This is a genomic window from Pseudomonas sp. LD120, assembly GCF_009861525.1.
In the GTDB taxonomy this organism is placed as follows: domain Bacteria; phylum Pseudomonadota; class Gammaproteobacteria; order Pseudomonadales; family Pseudomonadaceae; genus Aquipseudomonas.
Genome location: NZ_WVHL01000005.1, coordinates 277,343 through 298,807, shown reverse-complemented (window position 1 = coordinate 298,807; position 21,465 = coordinate 277,343). Strand labels below are relative to the sequence as shown.

The 21,465-nt window shown below is 64.9% G+C and carries 20 protein-coding genes; 11 read left to right on the top strand and 9 right to left on the bottom strand.

Features of this window, described 5'->3' with window-relative positions:
- The first annotated feature begins 67 nt into the window (after positions 1-67).
- From PLD_RS15660 to PLD_RS15620, 9 genes are all read left to right on the top strand, one after another.
- Complete coding sequence (locus PLD_RS15660) at positions 68-556, top strand: type VI secretion system tube protein Hcp (RefSeq protein WP_011064257.1); 489 nt, start codon at positions 68-70, stop codon at positions 554-556.
- A 171-nt stretch (positions 557-727) separates the two neighbouring features.
- On the top strand, positions 728-1,243 hold the full coding sequence (gene tssE, locus PLD_RS15655; protein ID WP_159894217.1) for a type VI secretion system baseplate subunit TssE: 516 nt from the start codon (positions 728-730) through the stop codon (positions 1,241-1,243).
- Entirely contained in the window at positions 1,240-3,099 is a 1,860-nt protein-coding gene (gene tssF / locus PLD_RS15650; RefSeq protein WP_159894215.1) for a type VI secretion system baseplate subunit TssF, read from the top strand. Before tssE ends, tssF begins: the two co-directional genes overlap by 4 nt.
- Positions 3,063-4,115 carry a type VI secretion system baseplate subunit TssG gene (gene tssG / locus PLD_RS15645; protein ID WP_159894213.1) on the top strand — a complete coding sequence of 351 codons (1,053 nt, stop codon included), beginning with the start codon at positions 3,063-3,065 and terminating at the stop codon, positions 4,113-4,115. Before tssF ends, tssG begins: the two co-directional genes overlap by 37 nt.
- Positions 4,108-6,783: a type VI secretion system ATPase TssH gene (gene tssH / locus PLD_RS15640; protein ID WP_159894211.1), complete on the top strand. Its 2,676-nt coding sequence runs from the start codon at positions 4,108-4,110 to the stop codon at positions 6,781-6,783. Before tssG ends, tssH begins: the two co-directional genes overlap by 8 nt.
- Before the next feature lie 175 nt (positions 6,784-6,958).
- Positions 6,959-8,896 (top strand): type VI secretion system tip protein VgrG, encoded by a 1,938-nt coding sequence (locus tag PLD_RS15635; RefSeq protein ID WP_159894209.1) that lies wholly within the window; start codon positions 6,959-6,961, stop codon positions 8,894-8,896.
- Positions 8,897-8,914: 18 nt separating this feature from the next.
- The gene (locus PLD_RS15630) at positions 8,915-9,340 is read left to right on the top strand and encodes a DcrB-related protein (protein ID WP_159894207.1); all 426 of its coding nucleotides are present in this window, start codon (positions 8,915-8,917) and stop codon (positions 9,338-9,340) included.
- 9 nt (positions 9,341-9,349) lie between these two features.
- Positions 9,350-13,789, top strand: coding sequence for an RHS repeat-associated core domain-containing protein (locus tag PLD_RS15625; RefSeq protein ID WP_159894205.1), 4,440 nt, complete (start codon positions 9,350-9,352; stop codon positions 13,787-13,789).
- Between the two features lie 15 nt (positions 13,790-13,804).
- The gene (locus PLD_RS15620) at positions 13,805-14,410 is read left to right on the top strand and encodes an imm11 family protein (protein WP_159894203.1); all 606 of its coding nucleotides are present in this window, start codon (positions 13,805-13,807) and stop codon (positions 14,408-14,410) included.
- Positions 14,411-14,427: 17 nt separating this feature from the next.
- Here the strand turns inward: PLD_RS15620 and PLD_RS15615 are convergent, their stop codons facing one another.
- The 9 genes from PLD_RS15615 to PLD_RS15575 form a co-directional block, all read right to left on the bottom strand.
- Positions 14,428-14,691 (bottom strand): hypothetical protein, encoded by a 264-nt coding sequence (locus PLD_RS15615; protein WP_159894201.1) that lies wholly within the window; start codon positions 14,689-14,691, stop codon positions 14,428-14,430.
- Between the two features lie 54 nt (positions 14,692-14,745).
- The gene (locus PLD_RS15610; protein ID WP_042940740.1) at positions 14,746-15,078 is read right to left on the bottom strand and encodes a hypothetical protein; all 333 of its coding nucleotides are present in this window, start codon (positions 15,076-15,078) and stop codon (positions 14,746-14,748) included.
- Entirely contained in the window at positions 15,071-16,282 is a 1,212-nt protein-coding gene (locus PLD_RS30945) for a PAAR domain-containing protein (protein WP_159894199.1), read from the bottom strand. The genes PLD_RS15610 and PLD_RS30945 overlap by 8 nt, the downstream gene beginning before the upstream one ends.
- Before the next feature lie 23 nt (positions 16,283-16,305).
- A complete protein-coding gene (locus PLD_RS15600; RefSeq protein ID WP_159894197.1) occupies positions 16,306-16,740 on the bottom strand; it encodes a DcrB-related protein in 435 nt (144 codons plus the stop codon).
- 129 nt (positions 16,741-16,869) lie between these two features.
- Entirely contained in the window at positions 16,870-17,241 is a 372-nt protein-coding gene (locus tag PLD_RS15595; RefSeq protein ID WP_159894195.1) for a hypothetical protein, read from the bottom strand.
- A complete protein-coding gene (locus tag PLD_RS15590; RefSeq protein WP_256674649.1) occupies positions 17,229-17,723 on the bottom strand; it encodes a hypothetical protein in 495 nt (164 codons plus the stop codon). Before PLD_RS15590 ends, PLD_RS15595 begins: the two co-directional genes overlap by 13 nt.
- A gap of 193 nt (positions 17,724-17,916) precedes the next feature.
- A complete protein-coding gene (locus PLD_RS15585; RefSeq protein WP_068577601.1) occupies positions 17,917-18,192 on the bottom strand; it encodes an HU family DNA-binding protein in 276 nt (91 codons plus the stop codon).
- A 189-nt stretch (positions 18,193-18,381) separates the two neighbouring features.
- Entirely contained in the window at positions 18,382-19,530 is a 1,149-nt protein-coding gene (locus PLD_RS15580; RefSeq protein WP_159894193.1) for an NAD(P)/FAD-dependent oxidoreductase, read from the bottom strand.
- A 42-nt stretch (positions 19,531-19,572) separates the two neighbouring features.
- Positions 19,573-19,740, bottom strand: coding sequence for a rubredoxin (locus PLD_RS15575; protein ID WP_025130776.1), 168 nt, complete (start codon positions 19,738-19,740; stop codon positions 19,573-19,575).
- 202 nt (positions 19,741-19,942) lie between these two features.
- On the opposite strand from PLD_RS15575, the gene PLD_RS15570 reads away from it, so the two are divergent.
- Both PLD_RS15570 and ubiA read left to right on the top strand, forming a co-directional pair.
- Positions 19,943-20,506, top strand: a complete 564-nt coding sequence (locus tag PLD_RS15570) for a chorismate lyase (protein WP_159894191.1) — start codon at positions 19,943-19,945, stop codon at positions 20,504-20,506.
- Entirely contained in the window at positions 20,506-21,396 is an 891-nt protein-coding gene (gene ubiA / locus PLD_RS15565; protein WP_159894189.1) for a 4-hydroxybenzoate octaprenyltransferase, read from the top strand. Before PLD_RS15570 ends, ubiA begins: the two co-directional genes overlap by 1 nt.
- Positions 21,397-21,465 lie beyond the last annotated feature (69 nt).

The following is a 21,465-nucleotide window of genomic DNA, read 5'->3' as shown; positions in this document are numbered from 1 at the left end:
CGCAGCCAGCAGTGGCGACTACAGAAGCAGAACCAACATCGTGGCAAGGGCCACACAGGGAGAAAACATGGCTGTTGATATTTTCATCAAGATCGGTGACATCAAGGGCGAGTCCATGGACAAAGCCCACAAAGACGAGATCGACGTGTTGAACTGGAGCTGGGGCATGTCCCAGTCCGGCAACATGCACGTTGGCGGTGGCGGCGGCGCGGGCAAGGTGAACATCCAGGACCTGTCGCTGACCAAGTACGTCGACAAGGCCTCGCCGAACCTGATGATGCATTGCTCCAGCGGCAAGCACATCGACAAGGTGCGCCTGACCGTGCGCAAGGCCGGCGGCGAAAGCCAGGTCGAGTACATGATCATCGACCTGGAAGAAGTGCTGATCACCTCGCTGAGCACCGGCGGTTCGGGCAGCGATGACCGTCTGACCGAAAACATCACCCTGAACTTTGCTCAGGTGATGGTCGAGTACCAGCCGCAGAAAGCCGACGGCACCAAGGACGGCGGCCCGATCAAGTACGGCTGGAACATCCGCTCGAACACCAAGCGCTGATCCGCTGCGGTCGCGCCGCGGCGGCGAAAGATCCGGGCCACGCCGCATGGGTGGTCCGGGTCGCGAGGACGTTGTCCTCGTTCGCAGCCTGCGGCAGCGGCTACAGGTTTGTGCACCTGTGCCCCTTTTCGTGACGTCATGCCTGCGCAATCCGATCCTGGAGCGAACCCTTTGGTAACCGACATCGCCGCCCGCGATCGCTTGCAACCTTCCCTGCTGGATCGTCTGTCCGACGATGAACCCGGCAACCTGAAAGAAAGCCCGGACAAACGCGTGCTGTCCCTGAGCCAACTCAAGGCCTCGGTACTGCGCGACCTGGCGTGGCTGCTCAACACCACCTCTTTACTCGACGCCGATGCCACCCTGCACACCCCCGCCGGCACCTCGGTGGTCAACTACGGGCTGCCAGCCCTGGCTGGGTACAGTGCCTCAAGCATCGACATCCCGGCCCTGGAAAGCCTGATTCACCAGGCCATCGCGACCTATGAACCGCGGATTCTGCGCAGCACGTTGCGGGTCCGTGCGCGCACCGCGCCCGGCGAAATGAACCACAACGCCTTGAGCTTCGAGATCGAAGGCGACCTGTGGGCCCAGCCGATGCCCCTGCGCCTGCTGCTGCAAACCGACATGGACCTGGAGTCGGGCCATGTACGGGTGGTCCACGCCGATTCCCGGAGGCGCCCATGAACCCGCGCCTGCTGGAGCTGTACAACCAGGAACTGCACCACGTGCGCGAAAGCGCCGCCGAGTTCGCCAAGGAATTTCCCAAGATTGCCAGCCGCCTGACCTTGTCGGGCATGGATTGCGCCGACCCCTATGTCGAGCGCCTGCTGGAAGGCTTCGCCTATCTGACGGCCCGGGTGCAGCTCAAACTCGATGCCGAGTACCCGACCTTCACCCACAACCTGCTGGAGATCGCCTACCCGCACTACCTGGCGCCGACCCCGTCGATGACCGTGGTGCAGTTGCAGGCCGATCCCGACGAAGGCTCCCTGAGCAGCGGCTTTACCCTGGAGCGCGACACCCGCTTGCGCTCCGCCCTGGGCCGCGACACCCAGACCTGCTGCGAATACCGCACCGCGCACCCGGTGACGCTGTGGCCGCTGCAAGTCAGCCAGGCCGAGTACTTCGGCAACCCATCGACGGTGCTCGGACGCCTGGCCGCCAGCGAACCCAAGGCCAAGGCCGGGCTACGCCTGACCCTGCGCACCGGCGCCGAACTGCCGTTCAACAGCCTGGGCCTGGATACATTGCCGCTGTACCTGAACGGCAACAACGAGCTGCCGTTCCGTCTCTACGAACAGTTGCTGGGCAACGCCTGCGCGGTGTTCGCCCGGGCCCCGGGCAGCGACTGGGTCGAGCGCCTGCCCCAGGACGCCCTGCGCTCCCGAGGCTTCGATGATTGCGATGCGGCGCTGCCAGTGGTGCCCCAGGCGTTCCAGGGCTATCGCCTGCTGCAGGAATATTTCGCCCTGCCCAACCGCTTCCTGTTCGTCGAATTCGCCCAACTGAGCCGTGCCGTACAACGCTGCGCCGGCCAGGAACTGGAGCTGATCGTACTCTTCGAGCGCTTCGAGCAGAGCCTGGAGGGCAGCGTTGGCGCCAGCCAGTTCGTGCCGTTCTGCACCCCGGCGATCAACCTGTTTCCCAAGCGCCTGGACCGTATCCACCTGTCCGACCGGGTCAATGAGCACCATGTGATCGCCGACCGCACCCGGCCGATGGATTTCGAAGTGCATTCGCTGACCGCCCTCAGCGGCCACGGCACCGGTCCGGAGCAGCCGTTCCTGCCGTTCTACGCGGTGCGCGACCCGTCCCGCTACGGCCGTGACCAGGCCTATTACATGATCCGCCGCGAGCCGCGGGTGCTGTCCAGCGACCAGCGCCGCAACGGCCCGCGCTCGACCTACATCGGCAGCGAATCGTTCGTCAGCCTGGTGGACGGCCAGCAAGCGCCCTATCGCCACGACTTGCGCCAGCTCGGGGTCAGCGCCCTGTGCACCAACCGCGACCTGCCGCTGTTCATGAACGTGGGCAACGGCAAGACCGACTTCACCCTGGCCGACAGCGCCCCGGTGCAGGCCATCCGCTGCCTGGCGGGACCGAGCCGGCCACGCCCCAGCCATGCCCACGACGGCAAGGCCTGGCGGCTGATCAGCCAACTGTCGCTGAACTACCTGTCGCTCGCCGAACAGGGCCAGGGCGCGGCGGCCCTGCGCGAGCTGTTGCGGCTGTACGGCGACAGCAACGACGCGGCCCTGCAATTGCAGATCGAGGGCCTGCGCGAGGTCAGCAGCCAGGCGGTGACCCGGCGCCTGCCGATGCCCGGGCCGATCGTCTTTGGCCGCGGCCTGGAGATCACCCTGGAATTCGATGAAAACGCGTTTCGCGGCACCGGGGTGTTCCTGCTCGGCGCGGTCTTCGAGCGCTTCCTGGCACGTTACGTGTCGATCAACAGTTTTACCGAGACGGTGATCCGTACCACCGAACGCGGCGAGATCATGCGATGGAAAGCCAAGCCCGGACGTCGTCCGACTCTTTGAATACGCTGACGGCGATGCACGCCGAGCCCTGGGAGTACGACTTCTTCCAGGCCTTGCGGCGGATCGAATGCCTGTCGCCGCAACTGCCGCGCTTCGGTCACTCCCTGCGCCTGGCGGACGATCCCCTGCGCCTGGGCCAGCAGGCTGACTGCACCTTCGCTCCCTCGACCCTGGCTTCGGTGAGCCCCGGCAGCGAAGGCGGTGCCGCGCGCCTGGAGCAGTTCTTCTTCGGCCTGGGCGGCCCCAACGGCCCCCTGCCGCTGCACCTCACCGAGTACGTGCGCGAACGCCAGCGCAACAACGCCGACAGCACCAGCAAGCGCTTTCTCGATGTGTTCCACCATCGCCTGCTGAGCCTGTTCTACCGCGCCTGGGCCGAAGCCCGGCCGACGGTGAGCCACGACCGCCCAGACGACGACTACTGGTCCGCGCGCCTCGCCGCCCTGAGCGGCCGGGGCATGCCCAGCCTGCTCAACCAGGGGCTGCTTGCCGACACCGCCAAGCTGCACTACAGCGGCCACCTGGCGGCCCAGACCCGCTACCCCGACGGCCTGCGGGCGATCATCGGCGAGTACTTCGGCCTGCCGGTGGCGATCGAGGAATACGTCGGCCAGTGGCTGGAACTGCCCGAGCGCAGCCGGCTCGGGGTCCAGGCCCGCCAACTGGGCGTGGATTTGTGCCTGGGTAGCCACGTCTGGGACCGCCAGCACAAATTCCGCATCCGCCTGGGTCCGCTGAAGCTCGACGACTACCTGGGGATGCTGCCCGACGGCCAGCCGTTCAAGGAACTGGTGGCCTGGGTCGCCGAATACCTGGGGCATGAACTGGACTGGGACCTGAACCTGGTTCTGCTCAAGGACGAAGTGCCCAAGCTGCAACTCAACGGCCGCCAGCGCCTGGGTTTCAACACCTGGCTCGGTCAACCCGGCAGTGATGCCAAGGATCTCATACTGGCCCGGCACTACGCCGATCAGGCCACGACCTCACATACACCAAGGAGCACAGAGCATGGGTGAAATCAGTCGCGCGGCGCTGTTCGGCAAACTCAACAGCGTTGCCTACAAAGCCATCGAAGCCGCCACGGTCTTCTGCAAACTGCGGGGCAATCCCTATGTGGAACTGGCCCACTGGCTGCACCAGTTGCTGCAACTTACGGACTCGGACCTGCACCGCATCATCCGCCAGTTCAACCTGGAGCCGGCGCGCCTGGCCAAGGACCTGACCGAAGCCCTGGACCGCCTGCCCCGGGGCTCGACCTCGATCACCGACCTGTCGTCCCACGTCGAGGAAGCGGTGGAGCGCGGCTGGGTCTACGGCAGCCTGATGTTCGGTGAAAGCCAGGTGCGCACCGGCTATCTGGTGATCGGCATCCTCAAGACCCCGAGCCTGCGCCACGCGCTGCTGGGGCTGTCCCGGGAGTTCGACAAGATCAAGGTCGAAACCCTGTGCGAGCGCTTTGACGAATACATCGGCGACTCGCCGGAAAACGCCCTGAGCGCCAGCGACGGCTTCAATGTCGGCGCGGTGCCCGGCGAAGCCAGCGGCGCCATGGCCCCCAGCGCCCTGGGCAAGCAGGAAGCCTTGCAGCGCTTCACCTTCGACCTCACCGAGCAGGCCCGCAGCGGTAAGCTCGACCCGATCGTCGGCCGTGACGAAGAGATCCGCCAGCTGGTGGACATCCTCATGCGCCGCCGGCAGAACAACCCGATCCTCACCGGCGAGGCCGGGGTCGGCAAGACCGCTGTGGTGGAAGGCTTCGCCCTGCGCATCGTCGCCGGCGACGTGCCGCCGGCGCTCAAGGATGTCGAGCTGCGCAGCCTCGACGTCGGCCTGCTGCAGGCCGGCGCCAGCATGAAAGGCGAGTTCGAACAGCGCCTGCGCCAGGTCATCGAAGACGTCCAGGCCTCGCCCAAACCGATCATCCTGTTCATCGACGAAGCCCACACCCTGGTGGGCGCCGGTGGCGCCGCCGGCACCGGCGACGCGGCCAACCTGCTGAAACCGGCCCTGGCCCGCGGCACCCTGCGTACCGTGGCCGCCACCACCTGGGCCGAGTACAAGAAGCACATCGAGAAAGACCCGGCCCTGACCCGGCGCTTCCAGGTGGTGCAAGTGGCCGAGCCTTCGGAAGACAAGGCGCTGCTGATGATGCGCGGCGTGGCCTCGACCATGGAACAGCACCATCAGGTGCAAATCCTCGACGAAGCCCTGGAAGCCTCGGTCAAGCTCTCGCACCGCTACATTCCGGCGCGCCAGTTGCCGGACAAATCCGTGAGTCTGCTGGACACCGCGTGTGCCCGCGTCGCCATCAGCCTGCACGCGGTGCCGGCCGAAGTGGACGACAGCCGCCGGCGCATCGAGGCCCTGGAAACCGAGCTGCAGATCATCGCCCGGGAACAGGCGATCGGCGTGGCCATCGGCAACCGTCAGGTCAACAGCGAGAACCTCCTGGCCGCCGAGCGCGAGCGCCTGGCCGCGCTGGAAAGCCGCTGGGCGCAAGAGAAGACCCTGGTGGATGAGCTGCTGGCGACCCGCGCCCAACTGCGGGAGAACGTCGGCCTGGTGGACAGCGACGTTGGCGACGACAGCCACGGCCTGCGCGAGAAGCTGGTGGACCTGCAACAGCGCCTGAGCGCCCTGCAGGGCGAGACCCCGTTGATCCTGCCGACCGTGGATTACCAGGCGGTGGCCTCGGTGGTCGCCGACTGGACCGGGATTCCGGTGGGGCGCATGGCCCGCAACGAACTGGAAACCGTGCTCAACCTCGACCAGCACCTGAAAAAGCGCATCATCGGCCAGGACCACGCCCTGCAAATGATCGCCAAGCGCATCCAGACCTCCCGCGCTGGCCTCGACAACCCCAACAAGCCGATTGGCGTATTCATGCTGGCGGGCACCTCCGGGGTGGGCAAGACCGAAACCGCCCTGGCCCTGGCCGAAGCCATGTACGGCGGCGAGCAGAACGTCATCACCATCAACATGAGCGAGTTCCAGGAAGCCCACACCGTGTCCACCCTCAAGGGGGCCCCGCCGGGCTATGTCGGCTACGGCGAAGGCGGCGTGCTCACCGAAGCGGTGCGGCGCAAGCCCTACAGCGTGGTGCTGCTGGACGAAGTGGAAAAAGCCCACCCGGACGTGCACGAGATCTTCTTCCAGGTGTTCGACAAGGGCGTCATGGAAGACGGTGAAGGCCGCATGATCGACTTCAAGAACACCCTGATCCTGCTCACCACCAACGCCGGCACCGAGCTGATCGCCAATGTCTGCAAGAACCCGCAGGCGGTGCCCGAGCCCGAGGAAATCGCCAAGGCCCTGCGCCAGCCATTGCTGGAGATCTTCCCGCCGGCACTGCTGGGGCGCCTGGTGACCATCCCCTACTACCCGCTCAGCGACGACATGCTCAAGGCGATCACCCGCCTGCAACTGGGACGGATCAAGAAGCGCGTGGAAAGCACCCACAAGGTGGATTTCGACTTCGACGACGAGGTCATCGACCTGATCGTCTCGCGTTGCACCGAGACCGAAAGCGGCGGTCGGATGATCGACGCCATCCTCACCAACAGCCTGTTGCCGGACATGAGCCGCGAGTTCCTCACCCGCCTGCTCGAAGGCCGCGCCCTGGCCGGGGTGCGCATCCGCCAGCGGGACAACGAACTGCACTACGACTTCAGCGAGCCGGCCTGACCCCGGGTTCCCTGTAGCCGCTGCCGCAGGCTGCCAAAGCGGCACTCCGACGCAGCGGTCGCGCTCTTGAGGGCCAGAGAAGGCCCTTCGGGCCTTGTCGCAGCCGTCGACAGCGGCTACCGGGAGCGCATCGGGCGCAGTGTTCAGGCACACCACGCATTCAACGAGACTGACGATGCTATTTCAGCAATCCACACGATTGGCACAGGTCAACTGCCCCCTGGGACCGGACGTCCTGCTGCTCAAGAACATGGGCGGCGGCGAGGAGTTGGGGCGGCTGTTCGACTATCAGCTGCAACTGGTCTCCAGCGACGCCAACATCGACCTCAACCAGTTGCTGGGCAAACCCATGGGCCTCAGCGTGCAACTGGACGGCGGCGGCCAGCGGCACTTCCACGGCATCGTTGCGCGCTGCAGCCAGAACGTCGACAGTGGCCAGTTCGCCAGCTATCAAGTGACCCTGCGACCTTGGTTGTGGCTGCTCAGCCGCACCTCCGATTGCCGGATTTTCCAGCACCTGAGCATCCCGCAGATCATCAAGCAGGTGTTCCGCGACCTGGGCTTCTCCGATTTCGAAGATGCCCTCAGCCGCCCCTACCGGGAGTGGGAGTACTGCGTGCAGTACCGCGAAACCAGCTTCGATTTCGTCAGCCGGCTGATGGAACAGGAAGGCATCTACTACTTCTTCCGCCATGAGAAGGACCGCCACGTGCTGGTGCTGGCCGACGCCTACGGCGCCCACAGCAGCGTGCCCGGCTATGCCTCGGTGCCCTACTACCCGCGGGATGAACAGCAGCGCGAGCGCGACCATATCTTCGACTGGCACCTGGCCCAGGAGGTCCAACCCGGCTCGCTGGAACTCAACGACTACGACTTTCAGCGCCCCAGCGCGCGCATCGACGTGCGCTCGGCCATGCCCCGGCCCCACAGCGCCGGTGACTACCCGCTGTACGACTACCCGGGCACCTACGTGCAGAGCAACGACGGCGAGCACTATGCGCAAACCCGCATCGAGGCCCTGCAAAGCCTGCACGAACGCATCGAGCTCAGCGGCAACGCGCGGGGCCTGGGGGTGGGCAACCTGTTCAGCCTCAGCGGCTTCAGCCGCCTGGACCAGAACCGCGAATACCTGATCGTCGGCATCCGTTACTACGTGGTCCAGGAAAGCCTGGAAACCGGCGGTGGCGGCGGCTCGGCACAGTTTGAAAGCCACCTGACCTGCATCGACGCCCAGCAGAGCTTCCGGCCCCTGGCCACCACCCACAAGCCGATGGTCCAGGGCCCGCAGACCGCACGGGTGGTGGGCCCGGCCGGCGAAGAGATCTGGACCGACCAATACGGTCGGGTCAAGGTGCACTTCCATTGGGACCGCCACGACCAGTCCAACGAAAACAGCTCGTGCTGGATTCGTGTGTCCCAGGCCTGGGCCGGGAAGAACTGGGGTTCGATGCAGATCCCGCGTATCGGCCAGGAGGTGATCGTCAGCTTCCTCGAAGGCGACCCCGACCGCCCGATCATCACCGGCCGGGTGTACAACGCCGAGCAGACCGTGCCCTACGACCTGCCGGCCAACGCCACCCAGAGCGGCATGAAGAGCCGCTCCAGCAAGGGCGGCAGCCCGGCCAACTTCAACGAAATCCGCATGGAAGACAAAAAGGGCGCCGAGCAGCTGTACATCCACGCCGAGCGCAACCAGGACATTGTGGTCGAGGTCAATGAAAGCCACTCGGTGGGCAATGACCGGGTCAAGAGCATCGGCCACGACGAGTACGTGACCATCGGCAACAAGCGCACGCGCATCGTCCAGCACGTGGATGAGCTGACGGTGGGCGAGAAGAAGCTCGACAGCATCGGCCAGAGCTACGTGATCGAGGTCGGCGAACGCCTGCGCCTGGTGTGCGGGGCCAGCATCCTGGAGCTCAATGCCAGCGGCCAGATCAACCTGTGCGGAGTCAACATCAGCGTGCATGCCTCGGCCGATGCCGAGATCAATACCGGTGGCGTGCTGCACCTGAACAACGGCGGCGGCCCGGGCACCACCACCGAGGGCCAGGGCGTGCAGGGTGCCATCAGCGCCAAGGCCAAAGCCCCCTTTTCCGCCCCCAAAGGCTAATGAACGGATGCCCATGCCATGACCTATCGCCTCAATGAATTGCAGTTCCAGCCCCCTGCCAGCGAATTGCAGGACGCCTCGATCAACATCCTCAAGTTCCCGGCCCTGGGGACTTCGCTGATCGTCAGCCGCAGCCTGCTGGGCGACGGCGAAACCCTGGAGAGCAGCCTGGCCAGCCAGCTGCAGCGGCTGGAACAGCAAGTGCAGGAACTGCGGGTCAAGGGTCCGCAGCCAGTGCTGCTGGGCCCGGCCCAGGACATTCCGGGCCTGGAGCTGCGCAGCCAGTTCAGCAAGGGCAGCGAGCAGGTGTTCCAGTACCAGCTGGCCCTGGTGCTGCCCGGCACCCGGCAGATGCTCGCCATGAGCTACGTCAAGGCACAGAAGCTCGGCGACGCCGAAGCCGCCCATTGGGCGCAGATCAAGAACACCCTGGTGCTGGGCTGAGGCGGGCCCATGTCTGACGCGCTGTGGGCCGCCCGACTGGGCGACGGGCTGGAACACACCTCGATGATGGCCGACATCCTCGGCGGCGTGCTGGAGGTAGCGGCCAACGTCGCCATCGGCGCCCTGGCGACCATGGCGGTGGCCGCGGCGGCGGGCATCACCGTGGCCACCGGCGGCCTCGGCGCCTGCGTGCTGGGGCTGGTGGTGGGCGTGGTGGTCGGCGTGGTCATGAGCAAGACCGGCGCCGACAAGGGCCTGAGCAATTTATGCGAGGGCATCGCCAATGCCCTGTTCCCGCCCTCGATCCAGGCCACCATCGCCAGCGGTTCGAAAAAGGTCCTGACCAACAACAAACCGGCGGCCCGCGCGGCCGGTATCGCCCCGCCGTCGCAGATCAACGGCGACGGCGCCGAGGAAGGCGAAGCCACCGACACCCCTTCGGCCACCCCGGAGGAAGGCCCGGGCTTTCTCGACATGGCCAAGGAATTCTTCTCGCAGATGTGGCGGCCCACCGTGGCCTCCCCGGCGCCCGGCTCGCAGACCAAGGAACTGGACCTGGTGACCTGCACCAAGCACCCGCCGATGCCCGTGCAGTACCTGGCCGAAGGCTCGGAGAAGGTCAGCATCGACGGCCAGCCGGCGGTGCGCAGCGGCGACCGCAGCACCTGCGACGCCAAGGTGGTGTCCGCCGGGCCGATCTCCCCCGACGTGACCATCGGCGGCGGTTCGGTGGTGGTGCGCGAGATCCGCAGCGGCAAGACTCCGGGAGTGGGCCTGGCGGTGACCGTGCTGATGATGCTCAAAGGCGGCAAGGGCAAGTTCCTCAGCAACCTGCCGTGCATGCTGATGGCCGGGGTCAATTCGTTTGTCGTCAGCCAGGCGACCAATGCGCTGACCCAGGCTATCGCCGGCTCGCCGAATCCGGTGCATGCAGCAACCGGGGCCAAGGTGCTGGGGTACGACGAGGACCTGGATTTCGCCTTGCCCGGGGTGTTGCCCATCGATTGGCAGCGGGTCTACAACAGCCTCGACGAACGCCGGGACGGGCTGTTCGGCGCCGGCTGGAGCGTGCTCTACGAGAGCTTCGTGGCGCTCGACGCCCACCCCGAGGGCGGTGAACGCCTGATCTACACCGATGAACAGGGGCGGCGCATCGACATGGGCTCGATTCCCCTCGGTGGCGCGGTGTTCAGCGACGGCGAAGGCTTGAGCGTGCGGCGCAATCACGACGGCCGGCTGCTGATCGAGAGCGAGGACGGCCTGTACCGGCTGTTCGAGCCCAGTCCGGATCGGCCGGCCCATCTGCGCCTGAGCCAGCTGGGGGACCGCAACGACAACCGCATTCACCTGGACTACGACAGCAGCGGGCGCCTCGGCCGCCTGCGCGATACCTTCGATCAGGTCCAGGTCGAACTGATCTACAGCCCGCAATGGCCCGGCCGAGTGGCGCAGATCGAGCGCCTGTACCCCGACCAGCAGCGTGAAGTGCTGGCCAGCTACGCCTATGACAGCCAGGGCGACCTGGCCGAAGTGCGCGACGCCAGCCAGCAATTGCAACGCCACTTTGCCTACGACAGTGCCCGGCGCATGGTCGAGCACTGGCTCCCCACCGGGCTGCGCTGCTTCTATGAATGGGCCTGGATCGACGAGCGCGAATGGCGGGTGGTTCGCCATTACACCGACGAAGGCGACGAATACCGCTACGACTACGACCTGCAGGCGGGCGTCACCCGCATCACCGACAACTTGCAGCGCCAGAGCCTGCGCCGTTGGAACAGCCAACGACAGATCACCGAATACACCGACAACCTCGGGCAGACCTGGCAGTTCCAGTGGAACGAAGAGCGCCAGCTGCTGGGCGCTGTCGACCCCCAGGGCGGCCAGTACCAGTTCCAGTACGACGACACCGGCAACCTGTGCCGCAGCGTCGACCCCCTGGGACGCTGCGAGTCGACCCTGTGGCTGGAGCACTGGTCGCTGCCACTGGCGCAGATCGACGCCGCGGGCAATAGCTGGACCTACCAGTACGATGCCCACGGCAACTGCATCCGCGAAACCGATCCGCTGGGCCACAGCACCCGCTACCGCTATGACGCCCGCGGCCTGGTGCGGGAAGTCATCGACGCCAGCGGCAAGCGCCAGACCCTGGAATGGAACGCCCAGGGTCAGCTGGTGCAGCAGGTCGACTGCTCGGGCTACCCCACCCGTTTCAGCTATGACCGCCAGGGCTACCTGCAGACCATTACCAACGCCCTGGGCGAGCGTCAGACCTTTCACTACAACGCCCAAGGGCGCTTACTGCGGAGCCACCTGCCCGATGGCCGCAGCGAACACTACCAGCGCGACGCCAGCGGCCTGCTGACCGGCTACATCGACCCGGCGGGCCACAGCACCGGCTATCAATACGATCGCCGGGGCCAGGTGCGCTTGCGCACCGATCCCCATGGCCGGCAGGTGCAGTTCAGCTACGACGCCTTTGGCCGCCTGCTGGCGCTGACCAATGAAAACGGCGAAAGCTACCGTTTCACCTGGGACGCCGGTGATCGCCTGGTGCAACAGCAGGACCTCGACGGCAGCGCCCGACGCTTTGCCTACGACGGCCTGGACCAGGTCACCCGCCTGGAGTACGTTCCCGCCCCCCCGGCCCCGGGAGCGCCGGCCGTAGCGCCCATCGTCCACCAGTTGCAGCGCGACGCCGTGGGCCGCCTGATCGGCAAGACCACCGACGACGGGCACATCCGGTACGACTACGACCCACTGGATCAACTGACGGCGGTGCACTTCACCGACCACGCCGGCCAGCAGCAGGACCTGAGCTTCACCTACGACGCCCTCGGCCAGCTGCTTTCGGAGCAGACCCCCGACGCCAGCCTGCAGTACCAGTACGACGAACTGGGCAACCCGACCCGCACCCGCCTGCCGGATGGGCGCTGGCTCAACCGCCTGTATTACGGCAGTGGCCACCTGCACCAGATCAACCTCGACGGCCAGCTCATCAGCGACTTCGAACGCGACCGGCTGCACCGCGAAGTGCTGCGCACCCAGGGCCAGCTCAGCTGCCACAGCGAATACGACCGCGGTGGGCGCCTGCGCGCCCGTCTGCGGCGCTCGACAGCAATGCCGGGCAACCCGGCGCTGGAGCGGCAGAAGCACTTCGACTTCGACCCCGGCGACAACCTGATCGGGCGCATGACCCGCCAGCCTCAGGGGCAGGACCAGCAACTGCTGCACTACGACGCCAGCGGTCGCATCATCGCCAGCCAGGGACGCCTGGCGGGGCACAACGAAACCTTCAGCTACGACGCCGCGGCCAACCTGCTGGACGGGCCCCAGGTGGCGGGCGGGCAGGTCCGGCACAACCAACTGCTGAGCTTTCAGGACAAACGCTACCGCTACGACGGCTTCGGCCGGCTGATCGAAAAACACAGTGCCCGCCGCGGCGTGCAGCATTTCAGCTATGACGCCGAACATCGCCTGATCGAGGTGCGCAACCAGAGCGCCGCGGGCGACACCCTGGTACGCATGCGCTACGACCCGTTCGGCCGGCGGATCTCCAAGAGCCTCTGCGACAGCCAGGGCCAGCCCCTGGACGAAACCCGCTTCACCTGGGATGGCATGCAACTGCTGCAGGAGCACAACAGCCGCCAGGACAGCCTGTACCTCTATGCCCCGGACAGCGACGAGCCCCTGGCCCGGGTCGATGGCCTGGGCGACCAACAGAAGGTGCGCTACTACCACAACGACTTGAGCGGACTGCCGGAGCAATTGACCGAGGCCGATGGCCACTGCGTCTGGCAGGCGCGCTATCAGGTATGGGGCAACACCCTGGAAGAGGTGCGTGAACCCTATTACATCGAAGAACAGAACCTGCGGTTCCAGGGGCAGTACCTGGATCGGGAAACCGGCCTGCACTACAACACCTTCCGCTTCTATGACCCGGATGTGGGACGCTTCACCACGCCGGACCCGATCAGCCTGGCCGGGGGCCTGAACCTCTACCTCTACGCCCCCAACCCGTTCGGCTGGATCGACCCCCTGGGCTGGAGCTGTGCCTCATCGATCAACCGCCGGATCAAGAGCCTGAAGAAACAGGGCTATCAGGACCACCACATCCTCAGCGACAAGCACCCGGCCACCAAGAATCATCCGTTGCTCAAGCTGGCCGGGTACGATCTGCAAAGCCGAAGGAATAAAATCTTCCTGCCCAACAAGAAGACCGCAATGAAGGATCCGCGCCGTTCGATCCACGAAGGCCGCCACGCCGGCCGGGTCAGCGACAACCTGGCGGCGAAGATGACCCAGGTGGAACAGGTCGGCAAACGCAATAACTGGAACCAGGCCCAATACCGCAAGGCCCTGGACAAAATTGTCTCCGACGAGCGCCAGTTGCTGCGCTCAGGCCAGCGGCAACTGAACAAGAACGCCCGGCCGGGAGCCTATTACGATTAGGAACAGATGATGATCTTGAGCTGGAAACCTCCGATCCAATACAACCCGAAGTTGATCGGCTCCTACGACGTCGAGACCGGTGCCTATCAAACCCCGGGCTCCAGTTTCGACTACCTGGCCCTGCTCGCCGGGCAACCGTATCCAAAGGCAATGGACACGCCGCCGGTGTTTTTCCAGTGCAAGGCCAAGAAGCTGCTGGAGCATGATTGCCTGTGGCTGCTGGGGGGCATTCCTCTGGTGTCGGCGCGCCTGGCGGACTTTCTCCGCCAGCAGGCGCCGGCCGATGTCGAGCTGATCCAGCCCTTGCGCCTGGTGGCCGACCACCAGGAGGTCAGCCAGCCGTACTACATCGTCAACGCCATCCAGGCCGTCAAGGCCATCGACCACGCGCGCTCCGAAGCACAGCGCGACGATGACGGTACCCTGCTCTACTTCAACAAGACCTGGTTTCTCGAAAGCGCCCCGGGCATGGGCCAGATCGCCCGGGAGCCGGAGTCCGGGGACTTGTTGATCAGCGCAACCCTGGCCGACCGCTTGATCGACACCGGCTTCAAGGGTGACAAGGGACTGGGGCTGTACAGCGCCGAACGGCGTTTCGTGCCCTATCGGAACAATGCCTGAGCGCCTGGGGCATCCGATCAGATCGCCGTGCCGCGATGACTGCCCGGCTGGATGATCAGCGACCGATCCAGCTCGCGCCTTCTGGCGCGGGTGACCAATGCCAGCGCGGCGGGCAGGTCCTGTTCGAACAGTTCGAAGGTCGCGCGATCGATGGCGTAGTACTCCTCGTAATCGACCATGCCGAGGCTGACCGGGAAGGAGACGTAGTACTGGCCGCTGAGTGCTTCGATGCCCATGGAGAACATCTCCTCGCGGTTGACCAACAGATCGATGAATTTCATCTCGGTCCCGTGTAAGACGGCCACTGGCCAAGGGTGGTCCTTCGAGGCGGACGATCAGACCTCGACCAGGTGATAACGTCCGGGTTCGCGCCAGGAAACCCGGGTGAAGGTGCCGCTGAGCAGGTTCATGTCGCGCAGGTATTCAAAAACCTCGGCCGGGCACCATTCCTTGCCATCGGCGAAGGCCACGCCGAGCGTGCGCAAGGCATCGAAGAGCTGCGCCTTGCGCCCGTCGTCCGCTACGTCCAGGGCATACACCCCCGGTTCGATCGTTGCGCCAAACCCCAGGGCCACCAGGGCCGCGTCCAGCGAGGCGTCCATGACCCGAACACGTACTGTGTCGGCATCCGCCTTTTCCACATAGGCCTGCAATTCTTGCTCAGTCACTTACAAACACCTCAGTTAAGGTTTTGACCCCGTCCATGTCTTTGGTCGGGATCGACTCGACCACCATTTCCGGTGCTCCTCCCGGCAGGTGCTTACCCGGGCCGAGGAAGTACTGGTTGCCCTCCATCGGGCTTCTGGGCATACGCTCGATGACATTATCGACCTGACGAATCTTGAAGCCGTCTTTCAACGAGCCTTCTTCCAGACCGAAAGCCCGTTCGAGCTTCGCCGCTTTCTCGGTGCTGATGGTGACTTTCGAGCGCCCGGAAAAGTCGCCGATGATATCCGCGACACCCTTCTTGTCGGAAACATAAGTGCCATTGCGGCCGATGGTCGGGTATTTGTCCCACGCCACCGGGCTGACGTTGTAACCCCGATTGTCCTTGAGCATCTGCGCCTGGCGGCGCTGCGCCATCAGCGTGCGTTGTGTCGCGCTCATCGGCGTGCGCGCCAGCTTGGGGCCCATGCCCAGCAAGGCCATTCCGGCCACGCCCTGAAGCAGATCGCGATAACCCGGGCCCAAACGGTCGCCCAGGTCCCCCAGCAGCGACATCCCGCCATACATCGCGCCACCGACCGCCAGGGCGCCGAAAAACGCCGCCGCTCCGGCACAGGCCGCCAGCACCAAGGCGGCCCCGGCCGCCAGCAGCCCCAGCGCTTCCAGCCCGGTGTGCATCCAGCCTTCGATATCCAGGACAAAGGCCACCTGCACCGTGGGCCCGCCAATGAAGGTGTTTTCGCTGCCGGTCTTGATGTGGGCGCCGCAGACCATCTTGCTTTGCAGGCGCGCCGCGGGCTTGCCATTGATGGTGACCTTGGCGCTGCCCTCGGCGATCAGTACCGGGAACGGCCAGATCGGGTGGTTCATGGGCAGGCCGCTGCATGAGGATGAGTGGTCCTGCCCCGCGCGCATGGCATTGCGCAGGTTGATGTAGACGTTGAAGCTGCCCTCCACCAGCACCCCCGTGCTGGGTTCGGGCAGGTTGAAGATCGTGCTCAGGCCCTTGGCGATCTGGAACATCGACAGGCCACCGGCCGCGACCGAACCGGCGATGATGGCGATCGCCACCCCACCGGTGGCCACGGTCGCCGCCACCACCGCAGCACCAATCAGGGCACCGACAACGGCCCCCGCCACCATCGCCGCCACGCCAAAACCGTGGGCGATCTCATCCCCCAGGCGCGCTGCTGCCAACATATCCATGGTTCGTTACTCGGCCTGGAGGATCAGACCACCGATGGCTGGGGCTTGAGGCTTTGCATGGCCTGTTTCCAGGCGGGTTCGTGGTGCACCAGATCATTGACCGTGGTGGTCAGGGTGGTGATCAGCACCGCCGGCTTACGCTCGATGAACACCTGGCGCAGCATCAGCTCGCGACCTTCGCGTTTCCAGCTGTAGTCCAGCAGGACCGAGGCGTGGCCGTGCATGTCGAAGTCCCAGCGTTTGATCAGGGTGAAGCCCGGCAGTTGCTGCTCGGCACCGCTCAGTTGCCGGGCCACGTAATCGGCGAATGAGGCGTCGCCCTGGCTCGGGTCGCGGCTGATGACGAAGCTGGCTTCCTGGGCGCCGCCCACGGCCGGCAGCTTGAAAATGTTGATGCTCTGGTCCTGCCAGGCGTCGGGGATGTCGAGGTCGGCTTCTTGAATGCGGTAAGAGGACAAGAGGTTTGCGTTCCATGCTGAGGAGGGTCGGACGGCGAAGGATTTTCAAGCAATGACCGGCAACAATCAAGGAACCCGTCGGCAACTCTGAACAATCGTTTTCGCCCCGCTGGGGCATCGGAATCGGGCTCAGCGCGCCTTGAGGCAGGACGCATAGGCCTGGGCAAGACGCCGGTCGAACTGGAGGGCCTGAGGCTCCTCAGGGTCGATGCTGACATTCCACAGGGCCTGCTGCGGCACGTCGTAGCGAACCCAGCCGATGATCCCGCTACCGGTGGTTTGGTAAAACAGCTGCAGGCTCAACTGGTCGCCGTCATCGCGGTCGATCAGCAGCTTGAGGCGCTCCGGGGTGGTGAAGTCGCGGTAGGGAAAATCACTGCTCCTGACCATTGCGGTGAGGTAGCTGTAGCAGCCCTGGCCCGGGTTGGCATCATCGGCCAGGGCCGGCAGGCTGCAAGCGCTGAGCAGCAGGCTCAGGCCCACCCGGTTCAAGTACCGCATGATTGCCCTTTGAGGGTGAGGGTTTCGACCCGGTCGTTCATCTCGATCTTCGCCAGCACCTGGCGGTCGTGGGACTCCTGATATTCGCTGAAATTGTTGCGCTTGAGGATGTTCAGGGTCACGTGGATGTGGGCACCGGCATTCTGGTACTCGCTGCGCTCAGGGCCCTGGGCGCCACCGGTCAGTTCCAGCAGTTGCCCGCCGCTCTTGAGGTACAGATAGCGCTCGTCCACTTCCACCAGCAGCCGCGGAGCCTTGGGCGCCACGCTGTAGTCCTCGCGGGCCAGGGAATAGCCGCAAAGCCAGACGCCGGTGCTGTCGTATTGCTGGCTGTGGAACCAGTTGAGGGCTTCGCGATAGCCGATCTGGTCGAGGCGCGAATCGCCGGCGGCCCAGGCCGATGGCAGGTTCAGAGCGAGGATCGAGCCCAGCACCATGGCGGCTGCGCCGGAGCGCCCCAGGCGGCGAAGGGCGGCTGCCAATGCTGGGGTTCTGTCAGGGGTGCGGGTCATCCTTGGCCTTGGGTCGCGAGGGAATAATCGCGCATCCTAGCCACGCCACTACAGCTGCGCAAGGGGCCCCGCCGACCAGCGGCGGGCAAAAAAATAGGCACCCGATGCGCTCGGCGTGCCTATTTTCCTCTGCGCGCTCCCGCTGTGGGAGCCCGCTCAATGCTTATGGGTTGACGCTGTCTTTCAGCGACTTGCCCGGTTTGAATGCCACGGTATTGCTGGCCTTGATCTTTACCGGCTCGCCGGTTTGCGGGTTCTTGCCGGTGCGGGCGCCACGGTGACGTTGAAGGAAAGTACCAAAACCAACCAGGGTGACGCTGTCTTTACGGTGCAGAGCCCCGGTGATTTCTTCAAGAATGGCGTTGAGCACGCGACTGGCCTGCTCTTTGGTCAGGTCCGCTTTTTCAGCAATGGCTGCGGCGAGTTCTGGTTTACGCATAGTGTGAAGCCTCATTGACGGTTTTTTGTTGTTATGTCCGTGCTGTTCACGGGAACAGCGCCCAAGGCGCCGCAGGCTCTACGCTGCGGCAGACGGGTGTGAGGATGGCACGCGCTTGAGAGTGGCGCCAGTCTTGCCACGACCTTTGTAGGGACAAAAACCCGGTTATTCCGACAGAACGACCGGTATTTAAGCCAGCAAGGGTGGGAGCTCCTTGTTCAGTGCCAGTTTTTCCATGACCGCCGCTCCGGTCAGGGCGTACCCCAGCAACCGGCCGCTGGCATCGCGGCACAGCACCTTGATATCGGCACCCTGCCCTTCGGCGGTCCAGACACCTTCGGCTCCGCGTGGCGGCGGCGACACCACCAAGGGACAGACCGGGGTCTTCACGGTGATTGGCATTGGCCCATATCTGACTGCCGTCGGCTTACCGGCCAGGGTCTGCGCCAGGGCCCGGGCGCAGCTCATCAGCGGCATCACGTACAGCAGGTTGAGGCCGTCGACTTCGGCGCAGTCGCCCAGGGCGTAGATGTTGGCGTGGGACGTTTTCAGCTCGCGGTCCACCACCACGCCGCGATTGACCGACAACCCAGCAGCAGAGGCCAGGTCGACGCGTGGCCGCAGGCCAATGGCCGAGACCACCAGATCACAAGCGATCACCTGACCATCGGACAAATGCGCTTCCAGGCCATCGGCACTGTGCTGCAGGCGGTTGAGCACCGGCCCCAGGTGGAAACGCGCGCCGAGGCTTTCCAACCCGGCCTGAACCGCCGCCGCCGCGGCCGGGTGCAACAGGGTCGGCATCACCTGCTCACACGGCGCCACCAGGTCCACCTCATAGCCACCGAGGATCAGGTCATTGGCGAATTCGCAGCCGATCAGGCCCGCGCCCAGCAACAGCACGCGACGCTTGCCCGCCGCGGCCGCGCGAAAGCGCGCGTAATCTTCCAGGTCGTTGATAGGGAAGATCAACCCGGATGCGTCGCCCTGCACCGGTACACGCACGGTTTCCGCGCCCCAGGCCAGGATCAGGTCGCGATAGGCCACCGCCTCCTCACCGATCCACAGGCGCTTGTGGCCCGGGTCGATGCCGCTGATGCGGGTGTGGGTGCGGACCTCGGCCTTGAGCTGTTCGGCCATGGCGCCGGGCTCGGCCATGCTCAGGCCGTCGGCGTCTTTGTTCTTGGCAAAGCCGGTGGACAGCATCGGCTTGGAGTAGGAACGACCGTCATCGGCGGTGATCAGCAACAGCGGCGTTGCGCCGTCGAGCTTGCGAAATTCCCGGGCCAGGTTGTAACCCGCCAGGCCCGTTCCCACGATCACTACCGGTGCGCTCATTGCCTGCTCCTTGTTATTGGTTGTACTTGCCACAACAGTCGATCAAGCAATCTCGATCATTTCGAAATCCATCTTGCCCACGCCGCAGTCCGGGCATAGCCAGTCTTCGGGCACATCTTCCCAACGGGTACCCGGCAAAATACCGTCGTCCGGCCAGCCTTCCGCTTCGTTATAAATCAGGCCGCAGACCACACATTGCCACTTTTTCATTGGTGCATTTCCTCAGGGATTCAGGCTCGGTCGATGAATCGACTCTAAAGGCCACGCTGATCAGCGTTCGGCACTGGGGTTTTTTACTGATCACTACCGGCAGATGCAAGCAGGTTCGTGCCGCCGGACGTCCTGGGTCAATCAAAATCGCCGGTCGTCATGCTAAGCTCGCCGCCTCATTTGCTGCCAACACTGACCCACTGTGCCGCACTCAATGCCCCCCGCGCCGACCCCGACCTGGCTGGCGCAAAGCCGTCTGTCCCCCTTCCCCGACGCGCCGGTTGCGCACTGGTTGTTCGATGAAGGATCGCTGACCCGGCGTCTGACCCGTCTCTCCCACAACGCCTTCAGCGTCACCCCGCTGGTGGAGGAGTGGCAAACCCTGCGCAGCGACGAATGCGCCGCGCTGGAACTGCCGGAACACAGCCAGGGCTGGGTCCGCGAGGTGTACCTGCGGGGCCACGGCCAGGCCTGGGTCTTCGCCCGCAGCGTCGCCGCTCGCAGCGCCTTGCAGGAAGGCGGCTTGAATATCGACGAATTGGGCAGCCGCTCCCTTGGCGAACTGCTGTTTTGCGATGAGGCCTTCAGCCGGCGGCCGATCGAAGTCTGCCGCTATCCTGATGAATGGTTGCCCACGGCGGTCGCCGGCAGCGGACTCTGGGGCCGTCGTTCACGCTTTGATCGCGGTCCGCTGAGCCTGCTGGTGGCCGAAGTTTTCCTGCCCGGCCTGTGGGCCGCCATCCACGCCGAACCCGAGGCCTGCTGATGTACCTGAGTCTGCTCAAATCCCTGAACCGTCTGCACCCGCGGGCCTGGGACTTCCTGCAACTGACCCGCATGGACAAGCCCATCGGCATCTACCTGCTGTTGTGGCCGACCCTAGTGGCCCTATGGATCGCCGCCGAAGGCCAGCCATCGATCGGCCATGTGCTGATTTTCACCTTCGGTGTGATTCTGACCCGAGCCGGTGGCTGCGCCATCAACGACTTTGCCGATCGCAAGGTCGACGGTCAGGTCAAACGCACCGAGCAACGGCCCCTGGCCACCGGCAAAGTCAGTGCCAAGGAAGCCCTGGCGCTGTTCGCAAGCCTCATGGGGGTGGCCTTCCTGCTGGTGCTGTGCACCAACGCCACCACGGTCTGGCTGTCGTTCGGCGCCCTGGCTCTGGCTGCTTGCTACCCCTTCATGAAGCGCTACACCTATTACCCCCAGGTGGTCCTGGGGGCGGCCTATTCCTGGGGCATTCTGATGACCTTCACCGCGCAAGACGGTGAACTGCCGGCCACGGCATGGCTGCTGTACATCGCCAACCTGCTGTGGACCGTGGGCTACGACACCTACTACGCCATGACCGACCGCGACGACGACCTGAAGATCGGGGTCAAGTCCACGGCGATCCTGTTCGGCGATGCCGACCGGGTGATCATTCTCACCTTGCAGGGCCTGTCCCTGGGCTGCCTCCTGTTGGCCGGGGCACGGTTCAACCTTGGGGGCTGGTTCCACCTCGGGTTGGCAGTGGCGGCGGTGTGTTTCGCCTGGGAGTTCTGGTACACCCGCGATCGTGACCGCCTGAAGTGTTTCAAAGCTTTCCTGCACAACCACTGGGCGGGCATGGCGATCTTTGTGGGGGTGGTGCTCGATTACGCGCTGCGTTAAGGCCAGACCTACGCTCGTTGTAGCCGCTGCCGCAGGCTGCGAACGGCCCGAAGGGGCGCAAGGACTTAA

Coding starts and splice junctions, on each gene's coding strand:
- PLD_RS15660 (WP_011064257.1), top strand. CDS start 68: ATGGCTGTTGATATTTTCATCAAGATCGGTGACATCAAGGGCGAGTCC.
- tssF (WP_159894215.1), top strand. CDS start 1,240: ATGAACCCGCGCCTGCTGGAGCTGTACAACCAGGAACTGCACCACGTG.
- tssG (WP_159894213.1), top strand. CDS start 3,063: ATGGAAAGCCAAGCCCGGACGTCGTCCGACTCTTTGAATACGCTGACG.
- tssH (WP_159894211.1), top strand. CDS start 4,108: ATGGGTGAAATCAGTCGCGCGGCGCTGTTCGGCAAACTCAACAGCGTT.
- PLD_RS15635 (WP_159894209.1), top strand. CDS start 6,959: ATGCTATTTCAGCAATCCACACGATTGGCACAGGTCAACTGCCCCCTG.
- PLD_RS15630 (WP_159894207.1), top strand. CDS start 8,915: ATGACCTATCGCCTCAATGAATTGCAGTTCCAGCCCCCTGCCAGCGAA.
- PLD_RS15625 (WP_159894205.1), top strand. CDS start 9,350: ATGTCTGACGCGCTGTGGGCCGCCCGACTGGGCGACGGGCTGGAACAC.
- PLD_RS15615 (WP_159894201.1), bottom strand. CDS start 14,691: ATGAAATTCATCGATCTGTTGGTCAACCGCGAGGAGATGTTCTCCATG.
- PLD_RS30945 (WP_159894199.1), bottom strand. CDS start 16,282: ATGGATATGTTGGCAGCAGCGCGCCTGGGGGATGAGATCGCCCACGGT.
- PLD_RS15595 (WP_159894195.1), bottom strand. CDS start 17,241: ATGCGGTACTTGAACCGGGTGGGCCTGAGCCTGCTGCTCAGCGCTTGC.
- PLD_RS15585 (WP_068577601.1), bottom strand. CDS start 18,192: ATGCGTAAACCAGAACTCGCCGCAGCCATTGCTGAAAAAGCGGACCTG.
- PLD_RS15580 (WP_159894193.1), bottom strand. CDS start 19,530: ATGAGCGCACCGGTAGTGATCGTGGGAACGGGCCTGGCGGGTTACAAC.
- PLD_RS15575 (WP_025130776.1), bottom strand. CDS start 19,740: ATGAAAAAGTGGCAATGTGTGGTCTGCGGCCTGATTTATAACGAAGCG.
- ubiA (WP_159894189.1), top strand. CDS start 20,506: ATGTACCTGAGTCTGCTCAAATCCCTGAACCGTCTGCACCCGCGGGCC.